The sequence below is a fragment of the Amycolatopsis sp. NPDC049253 genome (assembly GCF_040678995.1).
Lineage (GTDB): Bacteria > Actinomycetota > Actinomycetes > Mycobacteriales > Pseudonocardiaceae > Amycolatopsis.
The window spans coordinates 23,704-45,657 of record NZ_JBFAQX010000028.1 but is presented as its reverse complement, the minus strand read 5'-3'; the positions used below and the strand labels follow the sequence as shown (position 1 = coordinate 45,657).

The 21,954-nt window shown below is 71.0% G+C and carries 21 protein-coding genes and 1 pseudogene; 11 read left to right on the top strand and 11 right to left on the bottom strand.

Features of this window, described 5'->3' with window-relative positions:
- Positions 1–3: 3 nt before the first annotated feature.
- On the bottom strand, positions 4–687 hold the full coding sequence (locus AB0K15_RS38450; protein ID WP_364062412.1) for a nitroreductase family protein: 684 nt from the start codon (positions 685–687) through the stop codon (positions 4–6).
- A 71-nt stretch (positions 688–758) separates the two neighbouring features.
- Here AB0K15_RS38450 and AB0K15_RS38445 point away from each other — a divergent pair, with 71 nt between their 5' ends.
- Complete coding sequence (locus tag AB0K15_RS38445) at positions 759–1,670, top strand: LysR family transcriptional regulator (protein ID WP_364062409.1); 912 nt, start codon at positions 759–761, stop codon at positions 1,668–1,670.
- Between the two features lie 38 nt (positions 1,671–1,708).
- Here AB0K15_RS38445 and AB0K15_RS38440 read toward each other — a convergent pair whose 3' ends face one another.
- Both AB0K15_RS38440 and AB0K15_RS38435 read right to left on the bottom strand, forming a co-directional pair.
- Positions 1,709–2,563, bottom strand: a complete 855-nt coding sequence (locus tag AB0K15_RS38440; protein ID WP_364062406.1) for a DUF427 domain-containing protein — start codon at positions 2,561–2,563, stop codon at positions 1,709–1,711.
- A 105-nt stretch (positions 2,564–2,668) separates the two neighbouring features.
- Positions 2,669–3,385, bottom strand: coding sequence for an SDR family oxidoreductase (locus tag AB0K15_RS38435; RefSeq protein WP_364062403.1), 717 nt, complete (start codon positions 3,383–3,385; stop codon positions 2,669–2,671).
- Positions 3,386–3,772: 387 nt separating this feature from the next.
- On the opposite strand from AB0K15_RS38435, the gene AB0K15_RS38430 reads away from it, so the two are divergent.
- A complete protein-coding gene (locus AB0K15_RS38430; protein ID WP_364062400.1) occupies positions 3,773–4,489 on the top strand; it encodes an SDR family oxidoreductase in 717 nt (238 codons plus the stop codon).
- 63 nt (positions 4,490–4,552) lie between these two features.
- On the opposite strand, the gene AB0K15_RS38425 is transcribed toward AB0K15_RS38430, so the two are convergent.
- A complete protein-coding gene (locus AB0K15_RS38425; RefSeq protein WP_364062397.1) occupies positions 4,553–5,791 on the bottom strand; it encodes a cytochrome P450 in 1,239 nt (412 codons plus the stop codon).
- Positions 5,792–5,996: 205 nt separating this feature from the next.
- A complete protein-coding gene (locus tag AB0K15_RS38420) occupies positions 5,997–6,893 on the bottom strand; it encodes a LysR family transcriptional regulator (protein WP_364062394.1) in 897 nt (298 codons plus the stop codon).
- Between the two features lie 107 nt (positions 6,894–7,000).
- Between AB0K15_RS38420 and AB0K15_RS38415 the strand changes: the two genes are divergently transcribed.
- Positions 7,001–7,696 carry a hypothetical protein gene (locus AB0K15_RS38415; RefSeq protein WP_364062391.1) on the top strand — a complete coding sequence of 232 codons (696 nt, stop codon included), beginning with the start codon at positions 7,001–7,003 and terminating at the stop codon, positions 7,694–7,696.
- 23 nt (positions 7,697–7,719) lie between these two features.
- Here AB0K15_RS38415 and AB0K15_RS38410 read toward each other — a convergent pair whose 3' ends face one another.
- Positions 7,720–7,887 carry a hypothetical protein gene (locus AB0K15_RS38410; RefSeq protein ID WP_364062388.1) on the bottom strand — a complete coding sequence of 56 codons (168 nt, stop codon included), beginning with the start codon at positions 7,885–7,887 and terminating at the stop codon, positions 7,720–7,722.
- 167 nt (positions 7,888–8,054) lie between these two features.
- The gene (locus tag AB0K15_RS38405; protein ID WP_364062385.1) at positions 8,055–9,401 is read right to left on the bottom strand and encodes an MFS transporter; all 1,347 of its coding nucleotides are present in this window, start codon (positions 9,399–9,401) and stop codon (positions 8,055–8,057) included.
- Positions 9,402–9,628: 227 nt separating this feature from the next.
- Here AB0K15_RS38405 and AB0K15_RS38400 point away from each other — a divergent pair, with 227 nt between their 5' ends.
- Both AB0K15_RS38400 and AB0K15_RS38395 read left to right on the top strand, forming a co-directional pair.
- Positions 9,629–12,397 (top strand): BTAD domain-containing putative transcriptional regulator, encoded by a 2,769-nt coding sequence (locus tag AB0K15_RS38400; protein WP_364062382.1) that lies wholly within the window; start codon positions 9,629–9,631, stop codon positions 12,395–12,397.
- A 129-nt stretch (positions 12,398–12,526) separates the two neighbouring features.
- A pseudogene (locus AB0K15_RS38395) lies at positions 12,527–13,695 on the top strand (serine hydrolase domain-containing protein).
- Here AB0K15_RS38395 and gcvH read toward each other — a convergent pair.
- Positions 13,671–14,051 (bottom strand): glycine cleavage system protein GcvH, encoded by a 381-nt coding sequence (gene gcvH, locus AB0K15_RS38390; protein ID WP_364062379.1) that lies wholly within the window; start codon positions 14,049–14,051, stop codon positions 13,671–13,673. The pseudogene AB0K15_RS38395 and the gene gcvH sit on opposite strands and share 25 nt — an antisense overlap.
- 376 nt (positions 14,052–14,427) lie before the next feature.
- Between gcvH and AB0K15_RS38385 the strand changes: the two genes are divergently transcribed.
- From AB0K15_RS38385 to AB0K15_RS38365, 5 genes are all read left to right on the top strand, one after another.
- Complete coding sequence (locus AB0K15_RS38385) at positions 14,428–15,021, top strand: LuxR C-terminal-related transcriptional regulator (RefSeq protein WP_364062376.1); 594 nt, start codon at positions 14,428–14,430, stop codon at positions 15,019–15,021.
- Between the two features lie 39 nt (positions 15,022–15,060).
- Positions 15,061–16,473, top strand: coding sequence for a M20/M25/M40 family metallo-hydrolase (locus tag AB0K15_RS38380; RefSeq protein ID WP_364062373.1), 1,413 nt, complete (start codon positions 15,061–15,063; stop codon positions 16,471–16,473).
- A 128-nt stretch (positions 16,474–16,601) separates the two neighbouring features.
- Entirely contained in the window at positions 16,602–17,252 is a 651-nt protein-coding gene (locus tag AB0K15_RS38375) for a response regulator transcription factor (protein ID WP_364062370.1), read from the top strand.
- A 38-nt stretch (positions 17,253–17,290) separates the two neighbouring features.
- Positions 17,291–17,887, top strand: coding sequence for a TetR/AcrR family transcriptional regulator (locus AB0K15_RS38370; protein ID WP_364062367.1), 597 nt, complete (start codon positions 17,291–17,293; stop codon positions 17,885–17,887).
- A gap of 54 nt (positions 17,888–17,941) precedes the next feature.
- Positions 17,942–19,120, top strand: a complete 1,179-nt coding sequence (locus AB0K15_RS38365; protein ID WP_364062364.1) for a Glu/Leu/Phe/Val dehydrogenase dimerization domain-containing protein — start codon at positions 17,942–17,944, stop codon at positions 19,118–19,120.
- An 11-nt stretch (positions 19,121–19,131) separates the two neighbouring features.
- On the opposite strand, the gene AB0K15_RS38360 is transcribed toward AB0K15_RS38365, so the two are convergent.
- The 3 genes from AB0K15_RS38360 to AB0K15_RS38350 form a co-directional block, all read right to left on the bottom strand.
- Positions 19,132–20,241 (bottom strand): PQQ-binding-like beta-propeller repeat protein, encoded by a 1,110-nt coding sequence (locus AB0K15_RS38360; protein WP_364062361.1) that lies wholly within the window; start codon positions 20,239–20,241, stop codon positions 19,132–19,134.
- A gap of 124 nt (positions 20,242–20,365) precedes the next feature.
- On the bottom strand, positions 20,366–20,587 hold the full coding sequence (locus AB0K15_RS38355; RefSeq protein WP_364062358.1) for a hypothetical protein: 222 nt from the start codon (positions 20,585–20,587) through the stop codon (positions 20,366–20,368).
- A complete protein-coding gene (locus AB0K15_RS38350) occupies positions 20,584–21,186 on the bottom strand; it encodes a sigma-70 family RNA polymerase sigma factor (RefSeq protein WP_364062355.1) in 603 nt (200 codons plus the stop codon). The genes AB0K15_RS38355 and AB0K15_RS38350 overlap by 4 nt, the downstream gene beginning before the upstream one ends.
- 403 nt (positions 21,187–21,589) lie before the next feature.
- Here AB0K15_RS38350 and AB0K15_RS38345 point away from each other — a divergent pair, with 403 nt between their 5' ends.
- Positions 21,590–21,886 carry a hypothetical protein gene (locus tag AB0K15_RS38345; RefSeq protein ID WP_364062352.1) on the top strand — a complete coding sequence of 99 codons (297 nt, stop codon included), beginning with the start codon at positions 21,590–21,592 and terminating at the stop codon, positions 21,884–21,886.
- Positions 21,887–21,954 lie beyond the last annotated feature (68 nt).

Below are 21,954 nucleotides of genomic sequence, written 5' to 3'. Positions count from 1 at the left end.
GGCTCAGTCGCCGACGAACACCAACGCTTCCGACAGCGGCTTCCGCGTCAGGTCCGGGACCTCGCAGTCGTCGGCCGGATAACCGACCGGGAAGAGGATGTACGGCCGCTCGGTCGCCGGGCGGTGCAGCACCCGGCCGAGGAACGCCATCGGGTTCGGCGTGTGCGTCAACGTCGTGAGCCCCATGGAGTGCAGCGCGGCGATGAAGAACCCACAGGCGATCCCGACGCTTTCCGACGCGTAGTAGGTCTTCTGCAGCTGTCCGTTCGGCAATACCCGGTGTTTCTGCGCGAACACGACCACGAGCCAGGGCGCGACTTCCAGGAACTCCTTGTGTTCGCCCGTTTCCAGCGGCGCCAGCGCGGCACGCCACTCGGGGATCTTCCGCTCGCGGTAGAAACGTCGCTCTTCCTGTTCGGCGGCCACCCGGATCCGGTGTTTCACCACCAAATCCCGTGTGGCGACGAACGTCCACGGTTGCTGGTGCGCGCCGCTCGGCGCGGTGTTCGCCGCGCGCACCGCGAGCTCGATCGCCTCGACCGGCACGGGGTCGGGCGAGAACCAGCGCACCGACCGCCGCCGATCGAGGTGCCGGAACTCGGCGCCCCGGCGCAGCCCCTCGTCGACGGGCAGCCGCGGCGGGGCGTACGGCACGAACGGGTATCGGTGCTTCCGCGGCTGAGTCACACCGGCAACACTGCCGACCAGTGATTACCAAGTCCAGCTTGAAGAACTGAGGCCAGTTATATGCTGAGCTCATGAATCTGCCGAACGTGACGATCCGGCAGCTCGAATACCTGATCGCCGTCGCCGAAACGGGCTCGCTCACGACGGCGGCCGCGCGCTGCCACGTCTCGCAGGCCGCCATCTCGCTGGCCCTCACCGAGGTGGAACGCGCTCTCGGCCTGCGGCTGGTGATCCGGTCACCCCGGCGTGGTGCTTCGCTCACCGCGGCCGGCAAGCAGGTGCTCGCGGACGCGCGGCGGGTGGTCGGAGCCCTGAGCGACCTCGGCGTCGAGGCCCTGGGCCTGGGCCGGGACGTGAGCGGCACGCTGGTCGTCGGCTGCTACGGCCCGATCGCGCCCTTCCACCTGCCGGCGGCGATCGCGACGTTCGAAAACGATCATCCCGACGTCTCGGTGCGGTTCGTCGAGGGCAGCCTGCCCGAGATCCAGGACTACCTGCTCGACGGGCGATGTGAGATCGCGTTCCTTTACGAACAGGACATCTATCCCGCGATCACCTTCCGGACCTTGTACGACCAGCAGCCCGCGATCCTCCTGCCGGGCGACCACCCGCTGGCCGATCGCGAGTCGCTGTCGCTCGAGGAGCTGGCCGACGAGCCCTTCATCCTCCTCGACGTGCCCCCGAGCGAGCGCTACTTCCGCGCCGTGTTCGAGTCCGCACAGCTGGCGATGGTGCCCGCACACCGGGCGCGAAGTTTCGAACTCGCGCGGTCGCTTGTCGCACGTGGCCTCGGCTACTCGATGACCGTTCAGCAACCCGCGCTGTCACAGTCCTACGAAGGGCTGGCGGTAATCGCGCTTCCGTTGCGCGACAAAGCACCCTCCACGCCCGTCGTCATGGGCTGGCCGGCCGGAGGCCCACTGACGCATCGGGCGCAGGCGTTCCTCGACCACTGCGAACGGCTGTTCGCGCAAGGCCGCTGATCTCGCCGTCGTGGTCTCACCGGGCCGGCCCCACCGTCTCAGCCTCTGCGTCCCGACGCGAACGCCCGATCCAGACCCGTCCTCGCTCCGCGCCGGCCGAGCGTGTGGTGCAGCCGCCTGCCGTCGACGTACACCCCGAGCTTGTTCGCGTCGAACGCGACGAACCCGGCGATCCCCGCTGACTCGCCCGGCGGGTCCGCGTAGGACCACGCGGCCCCGGACTGACCACCGATGGCGTAGTAGGTCGCGACCCCCTTGTACGGACACCGGGTCCGCAAGGTCTCCTCGGACAACGCGGTCTCGTCGACATCCGCGCGCGGCAGGTACCACTGCGGCTCCCGGTCCGACTCGTACAGCACCCGCGAACGGCGCGACTTCGCGACCACCCGCCCGTCCACCTCGACCAGTACCTCGCGCGACGCGTTCCGCACGTCGACGCGGTGGTACGGGTCCGCCGCGTGAGCGATGATCGGCTCGTCCTCCTCCTGGAACCCGTCCATCGCCCGCCACGAAAAGGCGACGAGGTTCGCGAACTCCGCGGCGTGAGCCGGCGGACGCACGTGCTGCCACGCCGCGCCCTCGTGAACCCGGTCGCCGACACGGACGGCGAACCACGCCGTCTTCCCGAGATCCGGGTGCAGCGTCGTCCGCTGGCGGAACTCCAGGACCTCCACCCGCACGTCCGAAGCCGGGAAGTACGCGACCGGGAACCGGCCCGGCGTGTGCAGGAGAACCACGTGCTCGCTGTCCGCGATCCACTCCCCCGCGAACCGCACCCGCAGCCTGCGCCGCAGGGGTTCGCGGTACGACAGGCGATCCGGCAACGCGTCGGGTACCAGGAACTTGCCCCGGAACTCCTCCAGCGGCGCAGCGACCAACCACGGCAATGGCATCACGAACCTCCCTTCATCGCTTCGAACTTCGCGGCGCGACCGGTGTCGGCCCCAGTCGCTCGGTCACACCACCGTCGACCCGGTCACTGTCTACCGAGGAAAGCGTCACACCAGCGGCTCGCCACCGTCGACGCCCAGCGACACCCCGGTCACGAACCCGTTGGTGAGCGCGAAGACCACGGCGTCGGCGATGTCTTCCGACGTCCCGATCCGCCGCGCGGGGTTGCTCGCCGAACGCTGCGTGAAGAGCGCGGCCTTCTTCTCGTCGCCCAGCGCGTCGTACGCACCGGTGTCGATCGTGCCCGGCGAGACGGCGTTGACGCGGATCGGCGCGAGCTCCACCGCGAGCGCCTTGGTCAGCGAGTCGACCGCACCGTTGGTGGCCGCGACCGCCAGCATCCCGATCGACGGCTTGCGGGCCGTCGCGCCGGAGAAGATCACCATCGAGCCGTCGGCCGGCATCTTCGGGGCCAGGTGCTTCGCCAGCAGGATCGGGCCGATGACCTTGGTCTCGAACGAAAGCGCGATCGTGCCCTGCGCGAGGTCGCCGACCAGGCCGCGGGCGCGGGCCGACGCGGTGGACACGACGTGGTCGACCTGCCCGAGGCGCTCGGCGAGCGCGGCCACACTGGCCTCGTCGGTCAGGTCGACCGTTTCGACCGAGACACCCGGATCGTCGTACGCGCCCTTGAGCTTCTCCTCGTCACGCCCGGCGACGACGACCTCGGCACCGGCGGCGCGCACCGCGAGCACCACGGCGCGGGCGATGCCGCTGCCGCGGCCGATGACGAGAACCTTGCGTCCCTTGAGGGATTCGGACATGAGTGTGTCTCCTTTGAACAGTCCCGCGAGGAAGCGTAGGCCGGTGATTCGGCCCGCTTCATGAAAGTTTTCTGCCCGTGAGCGAGAGCCGGCGAATGTTTCGCGCGGCTTTTGCCGGGCTCCGGCCCCCTTGTCCTTCCTCTTCACACCCGGCCCGTCCGCCGCTCAACTAACGTATACCGTGACGCTATACCCATTAGTCAGGAGAATGCAAGACCGAACCTTTCAGTCACTCAGGTGATCAAGGTCGGCACCCGGGAACTCACCTAATGCTTGCCATCGATCCATGCAGGAAACCTCGCCTGACCTGCCATTACATCGATGGCTCCCCGGCGCGCCAGGACCGTACGGTGGAAGCGTCCACAGAGGAGCACGGGAGGGACGGTCGTGGAGACAGCGCTGGAGAACCGCACGGTTCTGGTCATCGGACGGCCGAGCGGCATCGCCCGGGCGGTCACGCTCGCCGCGCGCGCCGAGGGTGCCCAGGTCGTGGTTGCGGGCCGCGACAAGGCCAAGCTGGTGCAGGCTTACGACGACGAGGGCATCCGCGCCGAAGAGGTCGACGTCACCGTCGACGAGTCCATCGCGGCACTGGCCGAACGCCTCGGTTCCGTCGACCACCTCGTCACCACGGCGTCGTCGCGAGCCCGCGGCCTCCTTGCGGACCTGGACCGCGACGCGCTGCGCCGATCGTTCGACACCAAGGTCATCGGACCCGTGATGCTGGCCAAGCACTTCGCCCCGCACCTCGCCGAGGGCGGTTCCTTCACCCTTTTCTCCGGCGTGGCTGCGTTCAAGCCCGCGGTCGGCTTCCTGGGCGTCGCCATCACCAACGGCGCGGCCGACTTCCTCACGCGCTCGCTGTCGCTGGAGCTCGCGCCGATCCGCGTGAACGCCATCTCCCCGGGCGTCATCGACACCGGCATCTGGGACGCCATGGGCGAAGAAGGCAAAGCTGCGTACTTCGAGCACTTCCGCACGCACAACCCCGCCCGGCGCATCGGCACCGTCGACGACATCGCCTCGGCCGTGCTGTTCGCGATGACGAACCCGTTTCTCACCGGCGTGACCCTGCGCGTCGACGGCGGCGAACCGCTGACCTGACCCGGAACGGCGATCACGGCGGGGGCCTCGAATCCGCGCGGAATCGAGGCCCCGCCACCAGCATCAGACCGCCGCGTCGCGCCCCAGCCGCACCGGCAGCCGCGCGTGACCGTTGGACAGGAACGAGCTCATCGGCACCAATTGCGCCGACGGCTCCGCGAACGCCGGCTCCGGGAACCGCTCGAACAGCATCCGCAACGCCGTCGTCGCCTCGAGCCGCGCCAGCGGGGCACCGAGGCAGTGGTGGATCCCGTGCCCGAACGCCAGGTGCTGCTTCACCCCGCGCGTGATGTCGAACTCGTCCGCGGTCTCGCCGTACTCCGCCTCGTCACGGCCGGCCGCGGCGTAGGCGGCGAGGATCGCGTCGCCCTCGGGGATCACGACGTCACCCAGGTCGATGTCGGCCACCGCGTACCGCAGCGGCAGGTAGGCCACGGGGGCTTGCCACCGCAGGGTTTCCTCGACGACGTCGCTCCACGTGCGTTCGCCGGAGCGCACGAGCGCCAGCTGCTCCGGGTGCGTGAGCATCGCCGTCACGGCCTGGTCCAGCAGGTTCACGGTCGTCTCGTGCCCGGCGGTCAGCATGAGGATGAGCGTGTCGACGACCTCGGCGTCGGTGAGCCGGCCGAAGCGATCGGAGCCGGCCTGGATGATCGCGCTCGTCACGTCGTCGCCGGGATGCGCGCGCTTCTGCTCGGCCAGGCCCGTGAGGATCCGGTACATGTCCTCGGCGTTGGCCTGCGCGGCTTCGGGGGTGGTCGTGGTGTCGAAGACGGTGTCCACGACCTTGCGCAGGCCGGCGCGCTGGGAGTCGTCCACCCCGAACAGCCGGCAGATGACCTCCACCGGAAGCTGATACGCGAACGCCGCGCGCAGATCGACGACACCGTCCGCCCGGCCCAGTGAGGCCACCTCGTCGAGCAACGTCGCCGTGATCCGTTCGACCCACGGCTTGAGCTCCATCGTCCGCTTCGCGGTGAAGCCCGACGCGACCAGCGAGCGCAGCCGCCGGTGCTCGCTTCCGTAGGCGGTGAACATGTTCTGCACCGACACCCAGATCCGCAGCGGCCAGTCGGCGGCGATGCGGTCTTCCTTCCACGCGGCCCAGTGCTGCCGCGGATCCTTGGACACTCTGCTGTCGGTCAGCAAGGACTTCAGCGTGCCGGCGTGGCCGACCGCCCAGGCGCGGACCCCGCCCGGCAGCTCCACCACCACCGCCGAGCCGCCTTCGCGCAGCCGCGCGCCCTCCGCTTGGATGTCGGTCCCGTCGACGTCGAGTACATAAGCCTGCAGCTGATCCACGTGCGCGCTTCTTCCGTGTTCGGGGGAACGCGCGCAGGACCGCACGAAGCCGCGGGAATCCTTGCGAGAGAAGAGAGTCCGGTGCCGGTCCGCGCCCGCGGACCCACCTCGCGTTCCCGGTCGACAACCAGGTCGAGGGTCACGGTAGCCGCGCCGGGCACGGCGAAACCCGCGTCGCCGGGACCGAAAGAATTCCGTCACACTCTCAGTGGACGCGACCCGGCCGGCCACCCGGCAACCCGCGCCGGCGCAGATCGCCCACGAACAGCTCGACCAGCGAGTCCGACGGCGCCGCGACCACGACCACGATCTCCCGCTCCACCAGGGGATCCAGCCGCCGCACCACACCCGGCGGGCGAGCCGGCAGCGCCGAGACGGGCACGATCGTCACGCCCATGCCCGCCGCCGCGAGCTGCGCGGCCGTGCGCGGGCTCCTGGTGCGCAGCACGGGATCCAGCACCACACCGTGTTCCGCGGCGAGCTGGTCGAGCCACACCGACAACCCGTTGTCGCTGACGAAGTGGACGAACGGCTCCGCCGCGAGATCCGCGAACGGCACCGACAGGCGTTCGGCGAACGGGTGGCCCGCCGGCGCGACGACCACCACCTCCTCCTCGCCGAGCACTTCGAGGTGCTCACCCGTCTCCGACGGCCGCGGCCCCACGGCGACGTCGACCTCGCCCGAGCACACGAGATCCACCATCCGGTCGGAGCTCGTGTGCTCACTGAGCTCGATGAGCACCTCGGCCCGGCGCGCCCGCCAGTGCCGCAGCACCGGCACGAGCAGCCACGCCGTCATCGTTTCCGCGCAAGCGATCCGCAGCCGCCCCGCGCCGCCGGAACCGATCTGCCGGCCCACGCGCACCGCGCGTTCGGACGCCTTCAACGCCACCCGCGCCTCTTCCGCGACCGCGTGGCCCGCGGCGGTCACGCGCACGCCGCGGCCCATCTTCTGCACCATCGGGGTGCCGATCTCGCGTTCGAGCGAGGCGAGCTGGTGCGACAGCGCGGGCTGCGACATCTGCAACGAGGCCGCGGCACGCGTCACCGAGCCCTCTTCCACGAGGGCGACCAGACATTCCAGGGCGCGCAGCGTTGTCATTCGGAAAATCTAACAAGATCCTCCGGAAATTTCATGTGCCGTGACGATTTCCGCACGCCGGGGAAAACGCGTCCCCAGCAGTTCGGCGCCGACAGGAAGGAGCAAGAGTGCTGACGCTGGTGTCGGTCAACGTGGGAATGCCCGAATCCGTCGAGCGGAGCGGCAGGATCGTCCACACCGGCATCGGGAAGACCGCCGTCAGCGGCCCCCGGATGGTGCGCTCATGGCCGGCCCTGCACCTCAACGAGCCGAAGCTGCCTTCGCCGCTGGTTTCCCACGGGCGCCCGGGGTTCTGTTTCCGCGTCCTCCGCGAGGGCCACGTCACGGCCGGCGACGATATCGTGCGGACACGGCGCGGGCCGCACGAGATGACCGTAGCCGCCGTCGCCGCCCTGCTCCACACCGCGAACCGCACCACCGAAGCCCTCGGATCCGCCGTCGACATCCCCGCGCCGAGCCCCGGCCGGCGCCGGTCGTTCCGGGACCTGCTCAGCTCGGCCGAGCAGCCCGCGGGTCCGGGCCGGACCGGCTTCCGGCCGCTGACCGTGACGAAGCTCGTGCACGAGCGCCCGACCATCACGTCCGTCCAACTCGACGCGCCCGGCGAAGCGCTCCCGGCCGGAATCCGGCGCGTCAGCGGCCGGACGCTGCTGTTCGGCGCCCTCGCCGCGATCAACCCCGGCGTGCGTGGGGCCGTCGCCGTCGCGCGCGAAGCGTGTTCCGTGCCGACGCCGCTGGGCCTGCCGCAGCGGCGTCGGCCACACCTGTGGCACCCCGCCGCTCGCCGGTACGACGACGTGTGACCCGGCGCTGCGCGACCAGTGGCTCACCGGCCGCGCAGGCGCGGGGCCACCAGCCCCGCGATCGAGCACCCCGCCAGGATCACGCCCAGCACGGCCACGACCACCTCCAGCGCGGGCTGGTTCACGCTGGAGGTGCTGAGCACCAGCACGGCCTGAACGGCCAGCGCGAGACCGATGAGGAGCCAGAGCACGCACCGTCCCGCGGTTCGCGGGATCACGTGCCACCGAGTGCCAGCCGACATGAGTACTTCCCTTCGTCCGGGTCGGCACCTGGCTACCCGGCGGCCTCGCCGGGTGAACCGGCCCCACGCCGATCTTGGTCGCACAGGCCGATTTCGTGATCCGAACGGACAACGGTTCAGCGGGCGGGTCGCGTCGCGAAGCCGGCCGAGACGAGCGCGAGCACGACCACCGCGGCGAGCACGCTCAACGCGATCGGCAGCCGGGCCGCGAACGCCGCCGTGTTCAGGATCGCGCCCAGCACCGACACCGACATCAGCGCGCCCGACTGCCGGCTCGTGTTCTGCACGCCGGACGCGACACCCGACTGGTGCACCGGCACGCTCGGCACCAGCAGCGACGTGAGCGCGGAGAACGCGATCGTGCTCGACAGCCCGACCAGCAGCAGGCCGACCGCGACCGGCACGTACGCCGTGGCCCCGGTGAAGATCAGCAGCACCGCGACGCCGGACGCGCACAAGGCGAACCCGGTCAGCAGCGCCACGGGGTTGCCGAACCGCCGCGACAGCGGCCGGTAGATCACGAGCGAGCCGACCGTGGACCCGACGGTGAGCGGCAGGAGCGCGATCCCCGCCTCACCCGCCGACCAGCCGCGCGCCTGCTGGAAGTACAGCGACATCACGAAAAGCGTGCCGTAGAACAGGAACCCCATGAACGCCGCGCTCGCCACCGCGACCGAGCGCACCCGGACCGAGAAGAAGCCCCGCGGCAGCATCGGCTGCGCGACCCGGCGCTCCACCAGCCAGAACGCGACGGCGGACACCACGCCGCCCGCGAGCAGGCCGAGGCTGAGCGGGGAGCTCCAGCCCGCGCTGCCGCTCACGATCACGCCCGCGGTGATCAGCCCGAGCGCGGCCACGGCCGTGAGCTGCCCGGCGTGGTCGACCTTGCGCTCGTGCCGCGGCGCCTCTGTGATCCCCGCCCGGGCCAGCAGGATCGCGGCGATGCCGATCGGCAGGTTGATCAGGAAGATGCTGCGCCAGCCGAACGCGTCGATCAGCAGGCCACCGACCATCGGCCCGACCGCGGTGGAGATCGCGCCGGTGGACACCCAGACGGCCGTGGCGCGGGCGCGGTCGCCGTCGTCGGAGAACAGCGTGCGGATCAGCGCGAGCGTCGCCGGCAGCAGGGCCGCCGCGCCCACGCCCTGGACCACGCGGGCCGCGATGAGCACGTGCACCGACGGCGCGAGCGAGCAGGCCAGCGAGGCGGCGGTGAAGATCGTGGTGCCCCAGAGGAAACACCTTCGCAGACCCCAGCGGTCCCCCAGCGCGCCCGCCGTGAGCAGCAGGGCGGCGAGGCACAGCGTGTACGCGTTGATCACCCACTGGACCGAAGCCAGGGAGGTCTTGAGGTCGTCGCGCAGCGCGGGCACCGCGATGTTGAGCACGCTGCCGTCGAGGATGATCGCGAAATACCCCAGGCAGATGCCGGTGAAGCCCACGGTCCGGGACGGTGCGGCCATGTCTGGGCTCCTTTCGCGAGTCTTCCCGGAGAATGTAGCCGCCGCGACCGAACATGCGCGGCATGACGCGGCGCATTCCTTAATCGAATGATAAGGATTCCGGATCCGAATTCGTCGGCGGCGCGGATCTAGAATGCGGGATGCGGTTACCTGTCGGGCAAGACATTCGGCGGCCGTGCTTAAGATGTGGCGAATGTTCGCGCGGAGCGGGTCAGAGGTGGTCTCGGATGTCTCTCGGCTTCCGGCTCCTGGGCAACGTCGAGGTGGTCCGGGGCGAGGAGCCCCAGCCGATCGGCCCGGCGGGGCCGCGCAGCGTCCTGGTGTCGCTGCTGCTCGAAGCCGGGCAGCCGGTCTCGCTCGACGACCTCGTGGTGCGTGTGTGGGGCGACGAAGCACCGGGCAGCGCGCGGGGCATCCTGCACAGCTACTTCACCCGGCTGCGCACCGCGCTGGCGGGTGAGCACCAGATCGTGCGCCGGGGCCACGGTTACGTGCTCGACGTCGATCCCGACCACGTCGACGTGCATCGCTTCCGGCGGTTGAGCGGCCGGGCGCGCCGCTCGGCGGACGCCGAAGAGAAACTCGGGTTCCTCGACGAAGCGCTGGACCTGTGGCGGGGCGAACCGTTCGCGGGGCTGGACAGCCCGTGGCTGCGGGAGTTCCGCACGGCGCTGCTGGCCGAGCGCGACGAAACGCTGGTGACCAGAACGGACCTGCAGCTGGAACTCGGCCGCCACGCGCGGGTGCTGCCGACGCTCACCAGCCGGGCCGAGCACCACCCGTACGACGAACGCCTCGCCGGCCAGCTGATGCTCGCGTTGCACGGCACCGGCCGCCAGGCCGACGCGCTGCGGCACTTCCAGAAGGTGAAAACGTTGCTGGCCCAGGAGCTCGGGGTGGATCCCGGGCCCGCGCTGAGGGCCGTGCACCAGGCCATCCTGCGGGATGAGACCACTGTGGACGATCGCGCCGCGCGGCCCGGTCCGGCCGACGAGGATCCCGGCCTGCCACCGCCGGTGCCGCGGCAGCTGCCCGCGCCGCCCCGCGCGTTCACCGGGCGGGACCGGGAGCTCGAAGCGCTGGCGGACGCCCCGGTGTCGGTGATCGTCGGCCCCGGCGGTGTCGGCAAGACGTGCCTCGCCCTGCGCTGGGCCCACGACAACGCCGGCCGGTACCCCGACGGGCAGCTGTTCGTGGACCTGCGTGGCTTCGCGCCGTCGGGTGACCGGGTGCCGCCGGAGACCGCCGTGCGCGCGTTCCTCTCCGCGCTCGGGGTGAAGCCGGCGGCCGTCCCGCAGGACCTCGCCGCGATGAGCGGTCTCTACCGCAGCCTGGTGGCGGACAAGCGCCTGCTGGTGGTCATCGACAACGCGCTCGACGCCGACCAGGTCACGCCGCTGCTTCCGGGCACTCCGCGGTGCCCGGTCGTGGTCACGAGCCGCAACCGGCTGACGACTTTGGTCTCGAGCCACCACGCCGACCTGATCTCCCTCGACGTCCTCGACGGCGCCGCCGCCCGGCAGCTGCTGGTCTCGCGGCTCGGCCCGTCGCGGACGGCTGCGGAACCGGCCGCCGTCACCCGGCTGGCCGACGCGTGCGGTGGCCTGCCGCTGGCGCTGAGCATCGTCGTCGGCCGGGCGCAGGAGCACCCCGAGTTCGCGCTCACCGCGCTGGCCGACGAGCTCGTCGACTCCGGCTCCACCCTCAACGCGCTGGAGATCGGCACCGACCTCAGCATCCGGGCCGTGCTGCGGACGTCACTGGCGGCGCTGGCGGGCGAGCCCGCCGAGCTGTTCACGCTGCTCGGTCTCGTCCCCGGCCCGGACATCTCGCTCGACGCCGCCGCGTCGCTCGCGGGCAAGACCTACGCGGCGACGCGGACCGCGTTGCGAGTTCTCGAACGAGCTTCGCTGGTCCAGCAACACGAGCCGGGCCGCTTCCGCCTCCACGACCTGGTGCGTGCGTACGCGCGAGAACTCGCACAGCTTTCGCGCGACAACGAACAAATCACGGCCGCACTCCACCGGCTCACGTGCTTTTACCTCCACACCTTGGTCCACGCGGTCACCCTCGCCGACGCCGGGCGCCCGCCCATCACCCCCGTGCCGCTGCCCGCGGGCTGCACGCCCGTGCCGCTGCGCGACAGCACCGAAGCCAAGCGGTGGGTGAACACGGAGGCGGAGAACATCCGCGCCGTCCGGTCGCTGGCGAAAGAGCGCGCGTGGCACAAGATCGTGTGGCAGCTGGCGTGGGGCAGCAGCTCGCTCTACGCCACCCAGGGCGACGCGCACCACGCCATCGGCGTCTGGCGCGACGGTCTCGCCGCGGCGCAGATCCTCGGGGAACGCAGCTCCGAGTGCCTGGCCCGCCGCGTGATCGCGCAGGCGCTCACCCGCACCGGCCGCCACGAGGAAGCCGTCCAGCACGTCGAGGTGGCGCTGACCATCGCCGAAGAGCTCGGCGACGTGTCGCAGCGCGTGCTCAGCCTGAACGCGTGGTCGGAGATCTCCGTGCGGGCGCAGCGGATCGCCGAGGCCGTCGAGCTGAGCACGGAAGCGTGGCAGCTGGCCACCGAGCTGCCGCCGGCGATCCGGGCCTGGGTCGGCAACCACCTGGCGTGGGCGCTGCAGCTGGAGAAGCGGTACGAACAGGCACTGGCCATCTCGGAGAAGACGCTCGCGCTGGCCGACGAGGCCCGCATGAACAACATCCGGCCGGCCCTTTTGGACACTCTCGGCACCATCCACCTCGGACTCGGCAACGTGGACCGGGCCATCGCCTACCTCGAAGAGGCACTGGCGCTGTTCGGGGACGAGATGTTCTCCATCCCGGACACCCTGCTCACGCTCGGCGCGGCCTACGAGAAGCTGGGCCGCCACGACCTGGCGGTGAAGAGCCTGCGGCAAGCGGTGGATCTCTACCACCAGCAACACCGCGAGCACGACGGCCGGCAGGCGCGGCGCGCGCTCGACGAGCTCCTGCGGGAGATCCCGTGATCGCGCGGGCGACGTTTCCCGCCTTTCCGGCCAAGTCCGCGTTTTCGCGCCGCACGGCCGGGGAGAATCGGCTTCGCCGGGCCGCCACCAGCGCGTCCGGCGATCTCGCCTCGACCTAAGGAACGCCCGATGACCCTCTCGTCACCCGCACCCGTCCACGGTGAGATCGCCGAAGGTTTCGAGCCGGTGGCCCAGGCTTTCCGCGAGAACTTCAGCGAGCGGAACGAGCTGGGCGCGGCCGTCACCGTCGTGGTGCACGGCCGGACCGTGGTCGACCTGTGGGGTGGCTGGGCGGACGAGGAGCGCCGGGCTCCGTGGCGGCGCCCGACGCTGACCAACCTGTGGTCGACCACCAAGGGCCTCGTCGCGCTGTGCGCGCTGCAGCTCGTGGAAAGCGGCGACCTCGATCTCGGCGCGCCCGTCGCCCGCTACTGGCCCGAGTTCGCCGCCGCGGGCAAGGCCGGCATCCCGGTCCGCTGGCTGCTTTCCCACCGTTCCGGGGTCACCGGGGTCGCGCCGGAGCACCCGCTGCAGATCGACGACCTGCTCGACTGGACGAAGATGACCCTGCTCCTGTCCGCGCAGGAACCGTTGTTCGACCCGGCTCGGCGAGCGGATACCACGCGCTGTCCTACGGTTTCCTCGTCGGCGAGGTGATCCGCCGGATCACCGGGCAGACCGTCGGCGAGTTCTTCCGCGCCAACGTGACGCAACCGCTCAACGTGGACGTCCACATCGGAGTGGGCCGCGACGACCTCACCCGCTGCTCCACGATGGTCGAGCCGGCCGCCGGTCCGGAAAGGACGGTGGTGCCGGACCGCGCGACGCTGGCGGCGCTCGCCAACCCTCTTCCCCTGGGCCGCACCGCGAACCTCACCCGCTGGCGCGTCGCGGAGGTGCCGGCGGCCAACGGGCACGGCACCGCCCACGGCCTCGCCACGATCTACGGCGCCCTCGCCGACGGTTCGGAACGGCTGCTGCGGCACGAGACCATCGAGCTCGGCCGCACCGGCCAGGGCCGCTGCCGCGACCTGGTCATGGGGCTGGACAACGAGTTCGGCCTCGGCTTCACCCTCGGCGGCGACCAGCTCAGCTTCGGCCCGAACCCGCGCGGCTTCGGCCACGACGGGTTCGGCGGCTCGACGGGGTTCGCCGACCCGGAGAGCGGCGTCGGATTCGGGTACGTGATGAACCGGATGGGCTCCCACCCGCGCGACGACCCGCGCAAGATGGCGCTGGTCGAAGCGACTTACGCCTGCCTCGCCCGCGTGGCTCAGCCCTCGGTGAAGGTCCGGTAGTCCTGCGCGCTCAGCAGTTTCGTCTCCCCGGCCCGCACGTCCGCGGCGACGAGCCAGCCGTCACCGTACGGGTCGTCGTTGACGATCTCCGGGCTGTCGGCGAGCAGGCCGTTGACCGCGGTGACCACCCCGGACACCGGCGCGTAGACCTCGGCCACGCTCTTCGTCGACTCGACCTCGCCGAACGGCTCACCCGCCACGACCTCGGCACCGACCGCCGGCAGGGACACGGAGATGATGTCGCCCAGCTCTTCCTGCGCGAAGTCGCTGATGCCGATTCGCGCGAAGCCGTCCGGCAGCCGTCGCACCCACTGGTGGGTGACCGTGTACTCGACCTCGGGGTCCACTTCGGCCATTTCGGGTCCACACCTTTCGCCGGCGGACGAACTGCGGTTCACTGCTGTTCGCCGGATGAGCGTAGATCGTCCCCGGCCGTCGCGACGGTGTCGTCGCATGAGTCTTTCCGAAGCTCAGCCGCCGAAGAACGAATGAAACCGACCGTGCGCGGGTGATCGCCGCGCGCGATAAAGGTTTCGTCAAGGCCGCGCGAACGCGCCCGAGGCATGCTGGACGAGCACCAGGAGCACACCCGCGTCCCCGCACCGGCTCCGGATGACGAGACAGGCAAGGAAGAGCACCATGGAACACGTTGCGGTCCGGCCCCGGCCCCCCGTCCCGGGATCCCACCCCGTCGCGCTCCGGCCGCGGGTCGCCCAGCAGGTTTCGGTCCGGGTGGAAGCCACGGACACCCTCAGCGCCACGGGTCTGCGGCTGGTCCTCGAAAGCCACGCCGGCCTCGTGCGGGCGCGTCCGGGCTCGCGTCCCGACGTCCTCGTCTTCTCGACGCCGCACGTGAACGCGACGGCTGTGGCGCAGCTGCGGGCGCTGCAACCCTCGGGTGCCGCGGTCGTGCTGCTCACCGCCGGCGTCGAGGAAGCCGCGCTGCTCACCCTGATCGAGCACGGGGTGGTGGCCATCGTGGACAGCAAGTCCGCCGACGGCGCCGAGCTCGCGGCCGCGGTGTCGGCCGCTGCGCACCAGCACAGCGTGATGCCGCAGGACCTGCTCGGGACGCTCATCGGCCTGGTGCGGCGGATGCAGCGCGAAACGCTCGGGCCCCTGGGCGTGAACAGCGCCGGCCTCACCGAGCGCGAGGTCGAGGTGCTGCGGCTCCTGGCCGACGGGGCGGAAACCGCCGAGATCGCCCGGAAGCTGACCTATTCGGAGAGCACGATCAAGCACGTCCTGCACAGCCTCACGACGCGGTACAAGCTCCGCAACCGCGTCCAGGCCGTCGCGTTCGCCCTGCGCGCCGGGGTTTTGTGATTCGATGATCAGGTAGTCACCGAGGAGTAGGGCGAACTGGTGGAATTCGAACAGGTACGACACCACGTCGAGGCCGCTTGGGCGGACCGGGTCCTGCCGAGTCTCGCGGAGTTCGTGGCGATCCCCGCGGTCTCCCCCGCGTACGACGCGCAATGGCGCGAACACGGGTACCTGCGCCGCGCGATCGAGCACGTCCGCGGCTGGATCGAGGCGACCGCGCCGGAGGGCAGCACCGCCGAGGTCGTGGAGCTCGACGGCGTGCCGCCGCTGCTGTTCGCGGAGATCCCCGCCACGCCGGGAGCCTCGGGCGAGGGCACGGCCCTGCTGTACGGGCACCTCGACAAGCAGCCGCCCTTCGACGGCTGGTCCGAGGGACTCGGCCCGTGGCAACCGGTGCTGCGCGGTGATCGGCTCTACGGCCGCGGCGCGGTGGACGACGGTTACGCGGCCTACGCCGCTCTCACCGCCGTCACCGCGGTCCGGGCCGCCGGCGGCGAGCACTGCCGCGTGGTTCTCGTGCTGGAGGCGGGCGAGGAGTCGGGCAGCCCCGGCCTGCCGGACTACCTCGGCCACTTGGCCGACCGGCTCGGCGGCGTGAGCCTCGTGACCTGTTTGGACTCCGGCGGCGGCGACTTCGAACGGCTGTGGGTCACGCGGAGCCTGCGCGGCATCCTGCAGGCCACGCTCACCGTCGCCGTGCTCGAAGAAGCCGTGCACTCGGGGATCGCCAGCGGGGTCGTCCCCAGCTCGTTCCGCATCCTGCGGCTGCTGCTCGACCGGCTCGAAGATCCCGCCACCGGCCGGATCCTGCTGCCTGAGCTGAACGCACCGATCCCGCCCGAACGCGTGGCGGACGCGAAGCGGCTGGCCGAACTGCGCCCGCTCTCGACGCTGCACCCGCTTTCCCTGGTCCCCGGCGGCCGGCCCGCCGCCGAGGACGAGGCCGAACGCATCCTCAACAACACCTGGCGCCCGACGCTGTCGGTCACCGGCGCGGCCGGCCTGCCGGACGTGGCCGAAGCCGGCGCGGTCCTGCGGGCCTCGACGTCCTTGCGGCTCAGCTTCCGCCTGCCGCCCACCGTCAACGCCGCCGACGCGGCGGCCGCGATCGAGCGGGTGACCACCACCGACGTGCCGTTCGGCGCTTCGGCGGCCCTCACCGACGTGATGGCCCAGGACGGCTGGTGCGCACCCGAGCCACCGGCGTGGCTGTCCGCCGCGCTCGAATCCGGCGTTTTCGAGGCCCCGCACCAGTTCCTGGGGCTGGGCGGCGGAATCCCGTTCATGCAGATGCTCGGGCAGGCCTACCCGGACGCGGCTTTCCTCGTCACGGGCGCGGTCGGTGCCGAGTCGAACATGCACGTGCCCGACGAATGGCTGAACATCCCCTTCGCCCGGCAAGTCACGGAAACCGTCGCCCACGTGCTGGCGGCACACGCCCTCCAGCGCTGACGGATCCATTCGCCGTTTCGTGGTCCGGCCACCGGATTTCTCATGTGACCGAACTCTTGCGAAACCGGTTTCCGGCGAGTTCGCTCAGTATCTTCGGTGGGAGAACGGCACCGGAGGAGGGATTCGTCGTGACGTCCTGCTCACCCGTCGCGGCCAGGCCGCGCCGGTCGCTCGCCGAGGTCGCGGTCACGGTCGTCGGCCCCGATCCGCTGACGGCCGAAGGCATCCGCAAGCTCCTGGGCGTCGAACCCCCGCGCACGTCGGGTGAAGAGCCGCCCGACGTCACCGTCGTCGCCGACGACCGCTTCTCCACGGCCACGATGCGCCGCGTCCACGCCGCAGCCGTCTTCGCGGCCCCCATCGTCCTGCTCACCGCCGACGTGCGCGAGCACTCCCTGCTCTCCCTCGTCAGCCACGGCGTCGTCGCCGTCCTCGACCGCGCCACCACCACCGGCGCCGACCTCGCCGACGCGGTCCTCTCGAGCGCCAACGGCTCCGCCGTCCTGTCGCCCCGCCTGCTCGGCAACCTCGTCGCGCAAATCCGCGGCCTGCAACGCAACGTCCTGGAACCCCTGGGCTACACCGGCCCCGGACTGTCCACTCGCGAGGTCGAGATCCTCCGCATGCTCGCCGAAGGCGTCGAGACACGTGAGATCGCCAAAACCCTCGTGTACTCGGAGAGCACGGTGAAGAAGGACCTGGCGTCGATCATCGGCCGGTTCAACCTCCGCAACCGCACCCAGGCCGTCGCCTTCGCTCTCCGCGCCGGTGTCCTGTAAGTCACTACTGACTCACCATTCAGGATAGGCTCGGCCCCGTGAGCCGCAGCCGGAAAGACACCACCGTGCGCCGGGACGAGATCCTGCGCGCCACCGTTCGCCACGTCGAGCAGTCCGGGATCCACGCCGTGCGGATGGCCGACGTCGCGGCCGACCTGTCGGTGAGCACCTCGCTCGTGCTCTACCACTTCAAGAACAAGGAAGCGCTGATCGCGGAGGCCTTCACCTGGGCCGCGCAACGCGACCTCGAGAAGCTCGACCGGCTGACCGCGGACGTGGCCACCGCGCCCGAACGCCTGCGCACCGCGCTGGCGTGGTACGCCCCGACCGGGCAGGCGAAGGGGTGGCGCCTGTGGATCGAGGGCTGGGCCGCCGCGCTGCGCGAACCCGAGCTCCGGCAGGTCGGCCGCGAGCTGGACCTGCGGTGGAAAGAGGCGCTGGTCGCGATCATCCAGGACGGTGTCCACACCGGTGAGTTCACCGCGCCGGACCCGCGCGGCGCAGCCTGGCGGATCACCGCGTTCCTCGACGGGCTCGCCGTGCAGGCGCTCGTGCACGGCGGAGTGCAGAACCGCGAGCGCATGCAGGCGTGGGCGCGCCGGCACGTCGCGCAGGAGCTGGGTCTGGCCGGTTGACAATCCTTCGCCCGCTACTGCATCGTGATTCAGTAGTAGACGAACGGGGCACACATGACAGCGCGGGAGCCGCACCTCTCGATCACCTGGACCGACGCCGAGACGGGCCGCCGCGGCTTCGTGGTCGTCGACCGCCTGGTGCGCGGCGTCGCGAGCGGTGGGCTGCGGATGCGCGAGGGCTGCACGCTGGACGAGGTGCGCGGCCTCGCGGCAGGCATGACCCGCAAGGAAGCCCTGCACTACGAACCCGGCGCCCGCTACATCCCGCTCGGCGGCGCCAAGGGCGGCATCGACTGCAGCCCTCACGACCCCGAGGCCCGCGACGTGCTCACGCGGTTCCTGGGCGCGGTGCGCGCGATCGTCGAGCGGCACTGGACCACCGGGGAGGACCTGGGCGTCCGGCAGGAGACGATCGACGAGGTCGTGGCGGAGCTCGGCCTGGAAAGTTCCGTGCAGGCCGTCTATCCCTTGCTGGACAACGCCGACGACGCGCGCGCCCGGCTGGCGAAGGCGTTTTCGATCGATGTCGACGGCGTCGCCTTGCCCGAGCTCGTCGGCGGGCTGGGCGTCGCGCAAGCCGCGCTCACGGCGATGGACCGGCTCGGGCTGCCTTCGGCGCCCAGGCGGGCCGTCGTACAGGGCTTCGGTTCGATGGGCGGCGCGACCGCCCGCTACCTGGCCAGGGCCGGCGTCCTCGTCGTGGGCATCGCCGACGCGGACGGGGTCGTGGTGAACCCCGAGGGCCTCGACGTCGAGCGCCTCCTACTCACCCGCGATCCCTTCGGCGGCCTCGACCGCGCACGGCTACGGCCGGCCGACCGCGAGCTCCCGCTGGATTCCTGGCTCGACGTCGAGTGCGACGTCCTCGTCCCGGCCGCGGTTTCCCACTGTCTCGACGAGACGAACCAGCACCGCGTGACCGCAAGCGTCGTCGTCGAAGCGGCCAACATGCCGACCACGGCGGCGGCCGAGGCCGCGCTCGCCGCCCGCGGTGTCACCGTGATCCCCGATTTCGCCGCCAACTCGGCCACCAACGCCTGGTGGTGGTGGACCCTCTTCGGTGACCTCGACGCGGACGCGCGGCAGGCCGAAGCCAAGGTCCGAGACGCGATGGACCGCATCGTCACCGACCTGCTCGCCCGGTCCGAGACCGACGCGGTCTCCCCCAGGACGGCCGCGCAACAGGTCGTGGACCGCAAGCTGGCCGAGATCGAGCGCCGATACCCCGCCTGAACCACGTCGGCTCAGTCGATGGCGGTGACCAACCCGTTGCGGCTGCCGATCACCAGCGCCCCGTCTCCCGTGAGGGCCGGGTAGCTGTCCACCTTGCCGCCCAGGTCGAGATCGAACAGCCGGGTGCCGTCGGGGTTGTAGCCGTAAGCGTGGCCGTTTTCGCCGCCGAAGTACAGGTGGTAGGTGCGGTCGACGACGGTGGAGCTCCAGATCTGGGCGCCGATGGGGCCGTAGCGGGTGGTCTCGTGTCCGGTGTGGACGTCGAAGACGTGGACCTGTCCACTGTGGTCGGCCACGTAGGCCAGGCCGGTGGCGGTGACCACGGGTGAGGAATACGTGATCACCCGTGGGGCCTGCCAGGCGAGTTTCCCGTCCGGGTGGTAGGCCCACTCGGCGCGGCCGTTGGTGCCCAGCAGCACGGTGCCGTCCGGGGCGAGTCCCGCGGAGACCTCGGTGATGTCGTCGTGGGGGTCCACGCGCCACGCGACGCGGCCGGAGGTGCCCTGGTCGTCGAGGGCGATCAGCGACGAGCCGGCGGTGGTGTAGACACGGCCCCGGCCGTCGGTGACCACCGAGCCGTAAGAGGCCGCCCCGTTGCCGACGGTCCAGATGACACGCCCGGCCGTGGCGTCCACTGCGGACACCGAACCGTCGCCGGTCCCGACGTAGACCCGGTTCCCGTCGGCGGAGACCGGAGACGTCACCCGAGAAGAAAACGCCTTCGTCCACAGTGGCCGGCCGCTCGGGGACAACGCGATCAGGTCCTCGCCGCTGGGGAGCAGGATCGTGCCGCTCGGCAGGACGAGGGGCGAGATCGACAGATCACCACCCACGGGGTTCTTCGTGTCGTAGGTCCACTTGTCGTGCCCGTCGGCGGGATCGAGGGCGTGGAGGACCCCGGCGTTCGAGGAGATGAACACCGTGCCGTCCGCGCCGACCACCGGTCCCGGGGTCGTGGCGCCTTCGAGGCGGCGTTGCCAGCGGATGGTTCCGTGCGTCGGTCCCGCCACCGCCGAGGCGCCCGAGTGCCGGGCGTCGTGCAACGCCGAAGGCCACGGCGTCCACGTCGCGACCCCGGCCGCCGCCCGGGGGAACACGAACGGCGGCGCGGCCGGAGTCACCGGAGCCGCACCACAAGCGGCGAGGAGCAACGCACTGGCAGCCAGAGCACAACGTCGGAACACCACGTCCCCGAAGCTACAAGCGCCGACCCCGCCGGAGGGGCGACTCGGTCATTACGAACCCCTAACCGGAACCGTCCTCAATGGCCAGCAGCAAACCTTCGAGGTCTCCCTCGCAGGGTCCGTACGTGCGCAGGTGCGCGGCGACGCTCGGGTGGAACCGGGCCGCGTCCTCGCCTCGCCGGAGCAGCTCGGCGTAGACGTGCAACAGCTCCATCGCCTCGCCGCACCCACGGTCGCACGGATCGGTGTCGAGGAATCGCGCCAACGCGTTCAGGTCGCTCACGCTCGTTCTCCCGGCTCGTCGAGGTGCCCCTCGGCGACGAACCGCGCCCGCAGCTTGCGCCGGGCGTCGAAGAGGGTTTTGTAGATCGCGTTGCGGTTCGTGCCGAGCTCGGCCACGAGCGCGTCGAGCGGCACCGCGTTGCGGACCAGCGCCACGAACACCCGCCCCTGCCGCTCGCTGAGCACCTCGTGCACGGCCTTGCGCAGGCCGAGCACCAGGTCCTGCCACTCCGCCTGCTGCTCGGGCACGAGCCCGAAGCGGTCCGGGACCGCGGCCCAGTCCTCGACGTCCCAGCCTTCGGGCGACGTGCGCCGGAAGTGGCGGCCGAGCGTCGCGGACACCTCGAACACCACGAACTTGCACGCCCACGTCGTGAACCGGCTCTCCCCGCGGAACTCGCCCAGCTTGGCCAGCACGGCCACGACGGCGTCGGTCGCCGCCTGCTGAGCGAGGTCGTCGGCGTCTCCGCCCGCCCCACGACGCCCGCACTCGGCGCGCGCGATCCGCAGCAGCCTGGCGTACAGCCGTTCGACCGCCGCCTCCCGCGTGGGTGCGCCGACCGACAGCGCTCGCACCCACTCGGCTGACTCCGGATCCACGTCCGCCGACACTACCTCGCCGAAATCCCGGGCGAACCGGGCAAGAACCGGCGGCCGGAGGCCAACCCGGAAACAGCTTCCCCGGCCTGTCGCCGACCACTGTGGACGGCACCGTCCACCGTTGCCCGCCGAGCTGCGGCAGCTGGTAGCCGTTCCAGCGGGCGGCCGACACTTCGGCGGAACTGGACGTCACGGTCGTCGCGCTGTCCGCCGACGACGAAGAGACCACAAAGGACCTCGCGGCCAAGCACAAGCTCGGCGCGTTCGTCAACGAGGACGTGATCGGCATGATCCGCTACCTGCGCGAGCACCGGGCAGACCGAGCGTTAGCCGACGGTAAGGGATCTTTGCCGTGACGCAGGGCACACTACGAACAGTGGTCATCCAGCCAAGGAGCGTTGTCATGCAAAGGTCACCGGAATCCGCCCGCACCCCGCACGTGAGCCGCAGGCCCTGGGTCATCCCGGCCGCGGCGGCGGGGTTCGCCCTGTTCGTCGCGGCCGGCGCACGCGTCGCCGCCATCTTCGCCGAGTCCATGATGAGCGGCGTCGCCCTCATCGGGTCGTGGCTGATCCTCACGCTGGGCCTGGCCTACGCGGGCACCAGGCTGCGGCCGGGTCTCGGGGCCGCGCTGTTCGTCGGGTTCGCCGTGGGTGTCCTCGCCGTCGCGTTCTTCGGCGGGATGCACATGCTCACCTGAGATCTTTCGAATTCCTTACCGCAGCAGTCAAAGTGGCGTCGTGGCCACGAACGAGTGGCCACGAGGAC